Annotated in this window: 9 protein-coding genes and 2 tRNA genes; 3 read left to right on the top strand and 8 right to left on the bottom strand. The window is 62.4% G+C overall.

Features of this window, described 5'->3' with window-relative positions; genetic code table 11:
* Positions 1–25: 25 nt before the first annotated feature.
* The 3 genes from BUB29_RS07015 to gltX all read right to left on the bottom strand — a co-directional run bounded on the left by BUB29_RS07015 (position 26) and on the right by gltX (position 2,049).
* A tRNA-Gln gene (locus BUB29_RS07015) sits at positions 26–100 on the bottom strand.
* A gap of 38 nt (positions 101–138) precedes the next feature.
* Positions 139–211, bottom strand: a tRNA-Glu gene (locus BUB29_RS07010).
* Between the two features lie 317 nt (positions 212–528).
* Positions 529–2,049 carry a glutamate--tRNA ligase gene (gene gltX, locus BUB29_RS07005; RefSeq protein ID WP_033523265.1) on the bottom strand — a complete coding sequence of 507 codons (1,521 nt, stop codon included), beginning with the start codon at positions 2,047–2,049 and terminating at the stop codon, positions 529–531.
* Between the two features lie 245 nt (positions 2,050–2,294).
* Between gltX and BUB29_RS07000 the strand changes: the two genes are divergently transcribed.
* Positions 2,295–3,416, top strand: a complete 1,122-nt coding sequence (locus BUB29_RS07000) for a DUF805 domain-containing protein (protein ID WP_052109191.1) — start codon at positions 2,295–2,297, stop codon at positions 3,414–3,416.
* A gap of 198 nt (positions 3,417–3,614) precedes the next feature.
* Here the strand turns inward: BUB29_RS07000 and BUB29_RS06995 are convergent, their stop codons facing one another.
* Together BUB29_RS06995 and BUB29_RS06990 are read right to left on the bottom strand one after the other, a co-directional pair.
* The gene (locus BUB29_RS06995) at positions 3,615–4,451 is read right to left on the bottom strand and encodes a hypothetical protein (RefSeq protein ID WP_033523266.1); all 837 of its coding nucleotides are present in this window, start codon (positions 4,449–4,451) and stop codon (positions 3,615–3,617) included.
* A gap of 80 nt (positions 4,452–4,531) precedes the next feature.
* Complete coding sequence (locus tag BUB29_RS06990; protein WP_033523267.1) at positions 4,532–5,191, bottom strand: histidine phosphatase family protein; 660 nt, start codon at positions 5,189–5,191, stop codon at positions 4,532–4,534.
* Positions 5,192–5,445: 254 nt separating this feature from the next.
* Here BUB29_RS06990 and BUB29_RS06985 point away from each other — a divergent pair, with 254 nt between their 5' ends.
* Positions 5,446–6,870 (top strand): MFS transporter, encoded by a 1,425-nt coding sequence (locus BUB29_RS06985; protein WP_033523268.1) that lies wholly within the window; start codon positions 5,446–5,448, stop codon positions 6,868–6,870.
* 139 nt (positions 6,871–7,009) lie between these two features.
* Here the strand turns inward: BUB29_RS06985 and BUB29_RS06980 are convergent, their stop codons facing one another.
* Positions 7,010–7,546, bottom strand: coding sequence for a GtrA family protein (locus BUB29_RS06980; protein WP_033523292.1), 537 nt, complete (start codon positions 7,544–7,546; stop codon positions 7,010–7,012).
* Between the two features lie 165 nt (positions 7,547–7,711).
* Here BUB29_RS06980 and BUB29_RS06975 point away from each other — a divergent pair, with 165 nt between their 5' ends.
* Positions 7,712–8,059, top strand: a complete 348-nt coding sequence (locus BUB29_RS06975) for a phenylpyruvate tautomerase MIF-related protein (RefSeq protein WP_033523269.1) — start codon at positions 7,712–7,714, stop codon at positions 8,057–8,059.
* Between the two features lie 496 nt (positions 8,060–8,555).
* Here BUB29_RS06975 and BUB29_RS06970 read toward each other — a convergent pair whose 3' ends face one another.
* Positions 8,556–10,073 (bottom strand): formate--tetrahydrofolate ligase, encoded by a 1,518-nt coding sequence (locus tag BUB29_RS06970; RefSeq protein ID WP_033523270.1) that lies wholly within the window; start codon positions 10,071–10,073, stop codon positions 8,556–8,558.
* Positions 10,074–10,123: 50 nt separating this feature from the next.
* Positions 10,124–11,716: a C69 family dipeptidase gene (locus tag BUB29_RS06965; RefSeq protein ID WP_033523271.1), complete on the bottom strand. Its 1,593-nt coding sequence runs from the start codon at positions 11,714–11,716 to the stop codon at positions 10,124–10,126.
* Positions 11,717–11,726: the final 10 nt, after the last annotated feature.

The following is an 11,726-nucleotide window of genomic DNA, read 5'->3' as shown; positions in this document are numbered from 1 at the left end:
ACCCTCGCGTTTCCACGAGGGCTATTGGCTGGGATGCCTGGACTCGAACCAAGAATGGCTGAACCAGAATCAGCTGTGTTGCCAATTACACCACATCCCAATTTGGCAGGCGTGGCAACTTCGAAAAGTTGTCCGTCGTACCCCCAACCGGATTTGAACCGGTGTTGGCGCCGTGAGAGGGCGTAGTCCTAGACCGCTAGACGATGGGGGCTTAATTTATTTGCTGTGGTTCTCGGCTGTGCCGTGTGAACCGCAACGAGTGATTAATATACGCGGATTACCGAACGTGCGCAACTTACGGCGTGTCGCCTTGATTTCCAACGGTTTTCATCACATGAGCCGCACGTCGAACCGCTCAAGCAGGCCCCGAATCAGGCTCACCCAAGCCTGAAACGTCGCAAGACGATCCGCGACTCGGCTATGGAATATGGGGAAAACGCGTGATGGCCAGCGAACCACGGGGATTCGCCGGCCATCACTCAGGTCGGAATACGGCCGGAACGTCCGATCGAAGCCGGACGAGGCCAATCACAGGTGCTCGCGCAGCCCCTGCAGACGCGCCATGGAAACGGCCTTGCCGACGATCTCCATGGATTCGAACAGCGGCGGGCTCACACGGCGGCCGGACATGGCCACACGCACCGGGCCGAAGGCCAGACGCGGCTTGTAGCCGCCATCCTCCACCAGCGCCTTGTTCAGGGTCTCATGCAGGTTGTCGGTCTTCCAATCGGCTTCGGCAACACCGTCAAGCGCGGCGATGGCCTTGTCGAGCACCTCGGGGGCGGAATCCTTGAGCTGCTTCTTGGCATCGTCGGCGGGCTCGATGTAGCCCACCTCGCTCAGCAGGGAGCCGACCATGCCGGCGACCTCACCCAGCAGGCGCACGCGCGGCTGGACGAGCGGAGCGGCGGCGGTGAGCACCTCACGCTCACGGTCGGTCAGCGCATCCCAGGAGTCGGCGGACACCACGCCGTCGCGGTGCAGGTACGGCACGGCACGGTTGAGGAAGTCCTGCGGTTCAAGCATGCGGATGTGCTCGGCGTTGATGGAAATGGCCTTGTCGAGGTCGAAGCGGGCCGGATTGGCCTTCACGTCGCGCACGTCGAACTTCTCGATCATCTCGTCCATGGAGAACACGTCACGGTCGGGGGCGATGGACCAGCCCAGCAGCGCCAGGTAGTTCAGCAGGCCTTCGCGGATGAAACCGTTGTCGCGGTGCAGGAACAGGTTGGATTCCGGGTCGCGCTTGGAAAGCTTCTTGTTACCCTGGCCCATCACGTACGGCATATGGCCGAACAGCGGCATCTCCTTGGCCACGCCCAGCTCGATCAGATAACGGTACAGCACGATCTGACGCGGGGTGGAGCTCAGCAGATCCTCGCCGCGCAGCACCACGTTGATGCGCATCATGGCATCGTCGACCGGATTGGTCAGGGTGTACAGCGGGTCGCCGTTCGGACGGACAATCACGTAATCCGGCACGGAACCGGCCTTGAATTCGATGCGGCCACGGATCAGATCATCGAAGGCGATGTCCTCGTCGGGCATGCGGATACGCAGCGCCGGCTTGCGGCCTTCGGCACGGAAGGCGGCCTTCTGCTCCTCGGTGAGGTTGCGGTCGTAGCCGTCGTAGCCGAATGCCTTCGGACGACCGGCGGCCACGTTGCGGGCCTCGATCTCCTCGGGGGTGGAGAAGGATTCGTAAGCGTAGCCGGCCTCAAGCAGCTTGGCAGCCACGGCCTTATAGATGTCGCCGCGCTCGGACTGGCGGTACGGGCCGTCGGGGCCTCCGACGTTGATGCCCTCGTCCCAGTCGATGCCGAGCCAGTTCAGGGCTTCGATGATCTGGTTGTAGCTTTCCTCGGAATCGCGCTGGGCGTCGGTGTCTTCGATGCGGAACACGAAGGTTCCCTTGGTATGTCTCGCCTCGGCCCAGTTGAACAGGGCTGTGCGGACCATGCCGACGTGCGGGATGCCGGTCGGTGACGGGCAGAAGCGCACACGAACGTTTTCAGGAAGTTCTGGTTTGTTGTTTTCAGCTTCAGTCATAGGCTCCATTGTGCCCCGCAAGAGGGACGAGCGCGGCGACGGATGCGACGCGCATCCACCACCCTGCCGCCGAATCACCGAATCGAACTCCCAGCGAACGTCCAGCAATCATCCGGGAATCTCGCCAACCGCTTCCAGTTCCCACGCCGGCCGGCACCCTTTCCCTTTGTACAATTGAAGACGTTTGCACCATGTACAATTGAAGACGTTTGCACCATCACGGCCATTCGACCGAAGGAGATACCATGTCGAACCCGAACATACCCCCTCAGCCTCAACAGCCTGTTGCACCGCCGCAATACGCTCAGGGCGCACCGTACAACACCCCGGGAATCCCCCCGACCGGCACCGTCCCGCTGAACCAGCCGTATTACGGATGCTCCTTCACCGAAGCCTTCCTCCGTTTCTGGAAGAAATACGCCGTCTTCAAGGGACGCGCCTCCCGCAGCGAGTTCTGGTGGTTCATGCTGGCGAACCTCATCATTACGTTCATCCTCGGCTCCATCGCGAATTCCATCGATCAGCTCAGCTTCCTGCCGGGCCTGTGGGGACTGGCGACGGTCGTCCCGGTCATCGCGTTGGGCGTCAGGCGACTGCATGACACGAACCGGTCCGGCTGGTGGCTGTTCGGTTACTACGTCCTGGTGTTCGCGACCTTCATCGCGGGCATCGCGGCCGTGATTAGCGCCATCGGTTCGCTGTACAACTACAACCGGAACTGCTCCATCGCCATGTACGGTTCCGGCGCCATGCTCGATGGCATCATGCCACGAGACATGAGCAGCTGCGTTTCATCCGACACCGTCGCGAAAATCAGCTTCGTGCTCATGATCTGCGTGCTCATCCTCATCGTGCTCGAAATCATGTACATCGTGTTCATGGCCACCGGTCCGAAGCCGGAAGGCGCGCGCTTCGACGAGAATCCGCGCTTCCCGCAGACTCCCGCACCGACCTACATGCCTCCCGCCAACGCCGCCCCGACCTACGGCACCGCGGATTACAGCATGCCCGCCGCCCCCACGGCCCCTGCCACCGGCCAGCAGTTCCAGCCCTATCAGGCTCCCGCCGCACCCGCCGCACCCACTGCGCCCGCCGCACAGCCCGCACCCGAAGCACCGACGTATCAGATGCCCACCATGCCCGCCGTGCCGACCATTCCGACCATGCCGGCCACGCCGCTGCCCGAGCAGACCATGCCGGCCACGCCCGCAGCTGCGGAACCGGCGCCCGCACCAGCACAAACCGCACCGGAAGCCGAACCGTGGAACACCACCGAACCCAATCCATTCGACGCTTCCACCCAGCCGGCACAGGTCGAGGAGCCGAGCGCCGACGGCACCGGTAACACGGCCAACACCGACAAGTGACGCCGCCGGGCATCACCGGTAGGTAGCCCTCCCCTGATAGCGCATACAGCGGGCGGATCCATCCCCATCGGATGGATCCGCCCGCTGTGTCATTGCGCCATCAGAGGTGGAACGCATCGCCAAACCACCTGCCGCACCCTGCGCCACCGGCCCCTGCACTACCGGTCGTTCGTCGACTATTCGTCGATTATCTTCCGATCATTTGTCGGCGAATTTGGCGGCGAGCTCCTCCTTGTTCCGGCGCTCATCCTCCTCCTTGGCACGCTTCTTCGCCTCGTCCGGGTCCCACAGCACATCCTCACGATGCCTGCGCCACTCCGCTTCGGCCAGGGGCGCGATGAACCCGGCGGTGGCTGTCAGCGTATCCGCGGCATTCCCGCGGCGTTCCATCAAAGCGAGAATCCGATCGCCGGTCAGGCAGATTCTCGGCACCGAACAGTCCTCACGCAACTCGTTGACGTACAACATCACCGGCAGCGAGCGCACCGCCACGTCATGCGCATCGACGGCATCACGCGCGACGACACCCAGCAGGGCGTCGCATACGGTGAGCGCCACGGCGAAACGCTTCGTCATATCCAGCTCGCCGATGTCATGCACCTGCCCGGCGACGCCGGAAATCAGCTGTTCCACATCCCATGCGGTGGCCTCGTCCCAGTTCGCCCCCAATGCTTGCGCGGCTTCGATGACAAGATCGATCTGCCCGTCACGGGCGTAATCCTCCATGATCTCGTAGGCCTCGTCGGCGGCGAGCAGCGCATCCACCACTTCCTGCGGGCGGCCGGGAATGGAATCGGCGCCCTCATACACGAATTCGGCATCGGCCATCGTCACGTCAAACCCGGTCAGCACGCGCGCGAAGGCGAGTGTGGTGCGGACCTGCAGATCCTCGGTGTATTTCGCGTCGTTATCCATGCGCAGCGCACCATCCAACGGCCAGAGCGCCGTCAGCTCGTCGGCGGCCTTCGCGGCTTCAATCACCACAGGCATGGCGGCGATGCGATCCACGGTTTCCTTATCCAATGCGTACGTCATATATCATCCTCGCTTCCCCGTCGCATACGTTACTCCGTCGTATTCCGCGTTGCGTTCCGTGCCAGTTTCCGCATCCACGCCTATTTCACGTCGGCCGCGGGGTCGACGTATGCGACCGACACCATGCGCCCGGTCGCATTGTCGTAGGTGATGGAGGTGATGGACGCGAGCGCGGTATGCCGCAGGAACATCCAATGCTCCGGGTGCCCGGTCTCCAACATGTGCCGATAGCTGAAAATCGGCGACTCGTGACTGACCACGATGATGTGTTCGCCCGGGAATTCACGCACCTTCTCGTCCGCGAATCCGCCCACGCGCGCGGCGATCTGCCGGTACGTCTCGCCCCAGCTCGGCTTGTACAGGTTCGCGACGAGCTTCCAGTTGCCGTTGCGCCACAACGCGCCTTCGCCATGGCCGATGCGCTTGCCGCGGAATTCGTTGCGTGCCTCGATGATGCGCTCATCGGTGACGAGTTCCAGCGGGGCTTCGCCGCGCTCCTCACGCACGGGGTTGAGGGCGTTCATGATGGCTCCCGCGGTTTCGCGGGTACGGTCGAGCGGCGAGGAGAAGATCGCGACGGAACGGTTCATATCCGGGTCGGCGGCGATGTACGCGCCGGTCGCCTCGGCCATGCGACGGCCCCGATCGGACAGATGGAAATCCGGCAGACGCTCATACAACAGATGATCGGGGTTATACACCTTGCCATGCCGGACGAAGTGAATCGTGGTCGTGCTCACAGCGCTTCCTTTCCGCAGCCGGGACCGCCCCCGAACGGAGGCGAACAATCTCACTCCAATGTACCGCGGGTATTCCGCGTGTCATGCCCGTTTTGCGTCGTGTCAAACGATTACAGTTGTCGTGACGCCAATATGCACGACGCAAACTTTGCGCGACCATGGACAATCAACACATCATTCGATGAGGGCTTCGCATGCAACGCCTGAGTGCGAGGGACATCCAGTCGGGAGCGGAAAGGAGCGTGGATGCTGCTATGTCCAATCAAGTACTGACCGGTTTGAGAGACGTCGGGCGCAAAGTGTTCGGCGGCTATGCCGAATTGCTACACATACCGCACACCGCGCGATTCTCCATCGGCTCCGTCATCGCCTGCATGCCCTTCCCCATGGTGGGCATGACCATCACCATCGCCGTACAGCATTACTACGGCAATTATTCGCTCGCCGGCGCCCTGTCGGCAGTGCAGGCCATCGCCCTGGCCATCGCAAGCCCCGTGTTGGGCAAGCTGGTCGACAAGTTCGGCCAACGGCAGGTGTCGATCCCCACCATCATCGTGTGGATCATCGTCGCGACCTCACTGATCACCAGCATCCAATCGCACGCGCCGGAATGGGTGCTGTTCTGCATCACCCCGTTCATGGCCGCCATCCCGCCGTGGGGTGCGATGAGCCGCCAACGCTGGACGAACCAGCTCAAAGGCGACACCGAACGCACCAACCGCGCACTATCGCTGTGCGGCGTATTCGACGAATGCATGTGGGTGATCGGCAATCCGCTCGCCTCGACGCTGGCCGTGATCTCCGGTCTGCTGGCCTTCTCGTTCACCGGCATGTGCGTGATCATCGGCGCATTGATGTTCCTGACTGAGCTGTCTACCGAACCGAAATCACAGACACAACTGGCACGCGAAGCGGGCATGACCCGCAAGCAGTACCGTGAGCATGAGGCCGCACGTGCCAAGGTGCTGCAAGCCAAGGCTGCCGTGGAATACGCGCGCGACAAGGCACGTTCCGAAGGCAAGAGCGAAGCCGAAATCAGCACCGCTATGGACAAGGCCGAAGCCGACGCGCTCGCCGGCAGGAAGGAATCCATTTGGGGACCCGGCCTGATCGCCGTATGCGTCACCTGGTTTGGTTTGGGCGCGTTCCAGAGCGCCGCCAGCATTTCGATTGTCTCGTTCGCCACGGAAGCGAATATGAAGCAATACACCGGTTTCGTGTTCGCGTGCTTCTCGTTCAGCTCGCTGATGGGCGCACTGTTCTACGGCGCAAAAAACTGGACGATTCCACTGTGGAAGCGCTTCTACTTCTGCCTTGCGGTGGTGAATCTGGGCGTCGGTTCGTTCATGTTCGCCAAGCACCTGTGGGTGATCATGATCATCTACCTGCTGATCGGCGTATGCCAGGCCCCGACCTGGGTGAACGGCAACCAGCTGATGCTGCATCTCGTGCCGCCCACGCGGTTCACCGAAGGCATGGCGTGGATGGGCGCGATGAACTCGATTGGCGGCTCCGCGGGATCGGCCATTGCAGGCGTGTTCATCGACCGTATGGGCTCGCATGGCGGCTTCATGGTGGTGACCACGCTGGCGTTGGCATCGCTGCTGATCGCGTTCATCGGCTTCAAGCAGATCAAGGATTCGACGGAACAGCCCGTGCTCACGCAGATCGACGCGTGACCTGCCGTCCGTGTGACTGTGCGCGGCGTACAACGCGCAACACAACATAATGAACAAAACGATGGCGGGTGGATTCCCATGGGGAATCCACCCGCCATCGTCGTATGTCAGCGCATATCAGCGCCGCACGGCTGCCGGTTTACTTCGGCCAGCCCTTGGGCGTGTGCTCCAGCGACCACAGGCCGAGCTTGTGCGAGAAGCTGTTCTCCCACTTGGCTTCCAGCTCTTCCGGGCTCAGGCGGTTCTCGGCTTTCTTCAGCCGATTCATCGCATTGGTATGCGTGTCGTCGAGCAGCCATTTGCGCGTCACGAAGTTCCACACCATCACCACGGCGGTGGCGATGAGCTTGCCCACATTGGTGCGAATCAGGTATTCGGTGCCCTGCGAGACGTAGGCGTCATGGTTCATGCCATACGTGGAGATCCAGATAATGGCGTCGTTCATGAACAGGCCGATCACCGCACCGACCACGAAGATCACGATCTCCATCCAGCGGGCCATGTCGTCGCGATGCTTGAACACGACCTTCATGCTGGCCACATAGTTGAAGATCAGGGAGATAATAAAGGAGATGGTGGCGGCGAGCACATTATGCATGTGGAAGACGCCGACCAGAATATTCAGGATGCCCCAGTCGATGATGAAGGCGATCACACCGACGATACCGAACTTCATCAGCTGTTCAATCAGTTTTTTCACATCGAACATTTAACATGTGCGCTGCGACGTAACGCGGGCCAAACCAAGAAACTCCACAGAATCTGTGTTTCCGTCTATATTTTCACGGTGCTTGGCGACGCCTATGATGGATGCGTATCATCCACCGATTTTGGAGGAATCATGCCCGTCATCCACACCCACGTTTCCGTTTCCACCACCCCCGAGCAGCGCGAAGCCCTGAAGGCCGCGTACGGCAAGGCCATCACCGCCGTCCCCGGCAAGTCCGAAGGCTGGCTGATGTGCCCGTTCGAGGACAATATGCCCATCTATTTCGGCGGTGACGATTCCCGCCCCGCCGCCTACGTCGAGGTGAACGTGTTCGGCCGTTCCGTTCCCGGCTCCGCTTGGGAGAAACTGACCGAGCAGATCATGGCGGCGCTGAGCGAGCAGCTCAGCATTCCGCAGGACCGCACCTACATCCGTTACACGGCCACCACCGACTGGGGCTGGAACGGCGGCAACTTCTGACGAAAGGCCGAGTGGCTTAAGAGGGCACAACGCTCACCACATGCCCTCGACAGCCCGCCACAGGCTCCGATGCGGCCCAGGCGGGTCCCGATATACGGCCACCGCGCGGTTATCTCGCTTGTATATGGCAGATTCGGGCCATCGCAATGAACCAAGTGGCTTATATATGGCGTTCCGGCACGGACACCCCGGGTATGCACGTTGGAATTCCAGCGCGCATACCCGGGGTTTCCTCGTTGAGGTGCCATATATAAGGCACTTGGCAAATTCAAGCCGGTGGAATCTGCCATATATAGGCGAAGTAGCACCTTCCGTCCCCGTTCGCGGGGCAATTCGCCTCCCTACGCCCAATACCCCCACCCGCGCAACGCCCCCAACTCCCCCAGCAAACAGACAAAGCGGGGCCCGTGCGGATGGTTCAATCCGCACGGGCCCCGCTTGACAATCGCAGTCGACCGCACCTACAACGCCGGCCGCTCAGCCTCCGGCAGCCAGATCAGACGATCTTCGGCATCGGAGTGGTCAGCGACGTGGTGAGGTTCACGTGCACCAGGCCAGCACCGGCATGCACCTCCACCTTCTTCAAGGTGACGGTACGCTCATCCTCCGGAGCGCGATCGTTGTCGGTCATGGTGGCCGGGGACTTCACCGCGACCAGCGCGAGCTTGGTGATGTCGATGCCGACGCTCTCGCACAGCGCGATGGCCTCGTCGCGGGAGGCAACGAAACCGTCCTTGAGCAGGATGCGGTCGGCCGGCACGCCGTACGCGTGTTCGGCGACCCACTTGGCATCCTCGATCACGGACATGCCGCTGTGGCTGCTCGGGCGAGCGGGCGCTGCGGCGTTCTGCAGCACGTCGACGAAGGCGTCCAGCTGCGGGGCCAGCGCCTCGCCGCCGTCGCGGAACAGGTTGCCGACGATCGGCTCGCGGAATTCCAGATCCTTGGCGGTCTGCTTCAGGGCCGGCACCTGATCGTCCTCGCCCTCCCACAGGTTGATGAGCGGGAAGGTCGGGATATCCAAGCCTTCGAGACGCTGCACGTGGAACGGGTAACGCCACGCCAGCTCCGGATCGTCGCGCCAAGTGGAGGCGCGGGTCACGACGACGGCGGCGGACGGCCACTGCGCGTCGAATTCGCGGCATGCGATGTCGAGCCACTTCTGGGCGCCGGCGTCGGTGCCGTAACCGGCTTCGACGATGACCACGTCATGCAGGGCACACGCCATTTCCACGGAAACCAGCGTCGGAATGCCGATGGACACGTTGGCGAACGGGCCGCCATGCACGTACACGGGCGAACCGTTCACGGTTTCGGTCTTGGCGGGCTTGACCGCGTCGGACAGGATGCCGGTGATGCGCCACAGGTCGACGAACTCGCCGAAGGTCACACCCTTGCCGTCCTTGGTGCCGGCGATCATCTTGGACACGCGCTCGGCGATCTCGTCCATGGAACGGGACAGCACCACGATCTGCATGAGTTCGCAGGTCGGGGTGAGCACCACGCGCTCGGGCACGTCGCCCTTGCCACGGTCCACCGCGATCTGGCGCAGGGAACGGGACGGCACTTCGGAGACGCGCGGCACGAGGATGGTGTCGAGCTTGCCTTCGTCCACGGCCTTCTCGGCGAAGGAGACTAGCAGGTTCTGGGCGGCTTCGATGGCCCCCATCTCGCCGCACAGACCCCAGTCGATCAGCTCCGGATGGGTCAGGGACGCCTTGCCGCCACCGGAGGCGCCGCCCTTGGAACCGGCGGCGGTGATGCCCATGCTCGGCTGGCGCAGCACGGCGGCCGCGTCGATGCCACGCTCGTTCAGCGCGTCGATGAGCGCGATGGTGGTGGTGGTCTTGCCTTCGCCGCGGCTCGCCTTCAGCGGGGTGTCGGCGGTGACGAGCACGACCTTGCCGTGCTTGCGCGGGGCGTCGGGGTTGTTCTTCAGATAATCGAGATAGCCGAAGGCGTCGATCTTCTGAACCAGACCGTACTGTCTGGTGAAGTCCTCGATGGAAGTCATTCGTTGATACCTTTCTGTGTGTTCCCTCTCGCGGTTGGCGCGGTGAAAAATTAGAAATCGGACATGTGGAAACCGTTCTTCATCGCCATGCTGCGCGTGTACAGCACGGAGTCGAGAAGCTTGTCGGTTTCCTCCTTCAGCTGGTCGGCCATGGTCTGGTTGGCCGCGGCGAGCACGTCGCGCACCTCACCGTTGCGCACGGCGGCGATGATCGCCTCCGGTTCCATCGGTTCGACGTCGCCTTCGATGTTGTCGGCGTCGAATTCGCCCTGCACGGCGGAATCCAAGCGCGCGGCCTGCTCGTCGGTGGCGGCGACCATGCGGTGGCCCATCGCGCCGGTCTTCTCCTGGTAGCGTTCGACCGCGTTGGCGGTGTCGGCGAAGGCGCCGTCGCACAGCGCGGCGATGATGCGGTTCTCCCAGTAGAAGTTCTCGCTGGTCACGCGCGTGGTGGTGTCGGCCATGTATGCGGGCGTGACGTCGACGTTGGCGTAGAACGGCACCAACGTGTTGAACGGGTTGGAACCGTAGGCCATCCACTGGATCGCGCGGTACGCCTGCGGGCGGTACGGGCGCAGCTGCAGCACGGCGAGCTGGCTCTGGCGGTTGATGCCGATCGGACGGTACATGTGGCGCGTATGCTCATCGCCGAGCTTGCCGTACGGATCGTACGGGGTGCCCTGATAATGGCCGGACAGCACGTACTTGATGTCTTCGATAGTCACCTTGCGTTCCGGCTGGCGAGCCCACGGGATGTCGTTGTTTTCGGGGCGATGGTCGGCGTCCGGGCCGTCCCACACCTCGTCGTAGGGGTTCAGGAAACGCTGCATCCACCATGCGCGCGGCGTGTTGTACACGTGGTCGGAATCGGAGTGGGAGCCGAAGGCGTCGCGCGGGTTGAACGGCGAGGTGGCTTCGACGGCCAGATCGAGATGGTTGCGTTCGATGAACTCGCCCAGGTCGGCGGAGCACATGTGCTCGATCTGGTCGCCCAGCGCATCGTCCAAGTCGAACTCGTCGATGCCCAGCTGGTTCGGCATGGTCACGTACGCGGCGTCCGGCACGCGCTTGGCGATCCAATGATGACCGCCGACGGTTTCCATCCACCAGATCTCGTTCACGTCGGAGAACGCGACGCCGTTCATCTCATAAGTGCCGTATTCCTCAAGCAGAGCGCCCAAGCGTTCCACGCCTTCACGCGCGGTTTTGACGTACGGCAGAACGATGGTGAGGAAATCCTCTTCGCCGATACCGCCGGCGACTTCGGGCTCATAGCCCTCCTCGCCTTCCTTGCCCTTGGTCGGGACGAGTTCCACGAAGGGGTCGGCGCCGAGCACGCGCTCGTTGGTGCTCAAAGTTTCGGTGGCGCTCATGGCCACGTTGGCCTCGTTCACGCCGGCTTCGCCCCACAGTCCTTCCTTGAGATCGGCGTTGGGGACGCTGGTGTATTGCATGGGATCGTCCGGCAGTTCGATACGGACGTGGGAGATGACCGCCTGGTACGTGCGCGGCTGGTCCTCCGGCTTGACGACGACGAATCGCTTGGGGCAGAATTCGCCGTTCGCGGAATCCTCGTTGCGGGCGATAATGGTGGAGCCGTCATAGCTCGCATCCTTGCCTACCAGAATCGTGGTACAGGCCATGGTTTCCTTT

The sequence above is a fragment of the Bifidobacterium merycicum DSM 6492 genome (assembly GCF_900129045.1).
GTDB lineage: Bacteria > Actinomycetota > Actinomycetes > Actinomycetales > Bifidobacteriaceae > Bifidobacterium > Bifidobacterium merycicum.
The sequence above is the reverse complement of the archived record's forward strand: the minus strand, read 5'-3'. Positions and strand labels throughout refer to the sequence as shown.

What these genes read in the sequence shown, in the direction of transcription:
- gltX (WP_033523265.1), bottom strand. Translation starts at nt 2,049, where the DNA reads ATGACTGAAGCTGAAAACAACAAACCAGAACTTCCTGAAAACGTTCGT.
- BUB29_RS07000 (WP_052109191.1), top strand. Translation starts at nt 2,295, where the DNA reads ATGTCGAACCCGAACATACCCCCTCAGCCTCAACAGCCTGTTGCACCG.
- BUB29_RS06995 (WP_033523266.1), bottom strand. Translation starts at nt 4,451, where the DNA reads ATGACGTACGCATTGGATAAGGAAACCGTGGATCGCATCGCCGCCATG.
- BUB29_RS06985 (WP_033523268.1), top strand. Translation starts at nt 5,446, where the DNA reads ATGTCCAATCAAGTACTGACCGGTTTGAGAGACGTCGGGCGCAAAGTG.
- BUB29_RS06980 (WP_033523292.1), bottom strand. Translation starts at nt 7,546, where the DNA reads ATGAAGTTCGGTATCGTCGGTGTGATCGCCTTCATCATCGACTGGGGC.
- BUB29_RS06975 (WP_033523269.1), top strand. Translation starts at nt 7,712, where the DNA reads ATGCCCGTCATCCACACCCACGTTTCCGTTTCCACCACCCCCGAGCAG.
- BUB29_RS06970 (WP_033523270.1), bottom strand. Translation starts at nt 10,073, where the DNA reads ATGACTTCCATCGAGGACTTCACCAGACAGTACGGTCTGGTTCAGAAG.
- BUB29_RS06965 (WP_033523271.1), bottom strand. Translation starts at nt 11,716, where the DNA reads ATGGCCTGTACCACGATTCTGGTAGGCAAGGATGCGAGCTATGACGGC.